General features: G+C 62.3%; 1 pseudogene. It reads left to right on the plus strand.

Annotated elements, in window-relative coordinates:
* A pseudogene (locus QJT78_RS52050) lies at positions 1-397 on the plus strand (hypothetical protein); the annotation flags it as partial.
* Positions 398-525: the final 128 nt, after the last annotated feature.

The raw sequence follows: 525 nt of genomic DNA on the forward strand, positions 1-525 counted from the left end.
ACGCTCAGGTCAACCAAGCCGTTCCGATGACACTGCTGGGGCCCGGCGTCACGCGACGCCGCGGCCAGCCGCGCGCGTAGCCTGTGCGGTAAAATACGCGCTTACGATCAAACCATACGGCTCCATTGGCAGCGCCCCGGTTCATACCGTGGTGCGTCGCCAGTTGAAGCGCGTGGACACGCAGAAGCGGAAGACGTTCCAGATCGTGGTGGGCGAAAAGGTGCTCATTGTGCGTCGTCGCACGAAGAAGCGTTACCCGCTGCAAACGCTCGCCGTGCTGCAAGGGAGCGCGACGATCAACGAGCGTTGGGATTTCCTTGGGACCGTGTCCGGCGTCGTCCAGGCGCGCTTCCCGCAGCACTTCTATCGGGCGGTTGTCAATGCAGCGACTCAATAGAGGGTCAACGAGCGAATCGAGAGCTATGGCGGAATCTGGGTGATGACGGTGTGAGGAAGGCGGCGTATCGAGGCGGGTGACGAGCCTGCCAGAACCTCTCGAGGAGAGCGATACGCCATGACCGAGAC

It is taken from the genome of Bradyrhizobium sp. Mp27, from assembly GCF_029953005.1.
GTDB classification, from domain to species: Bacteria; Pseudomonadota; Alphaproteobacteria; order Rhizobiales; family Xanthobacteraceae; genus Bradyrhizobium; species Bradyrhizobium barranii.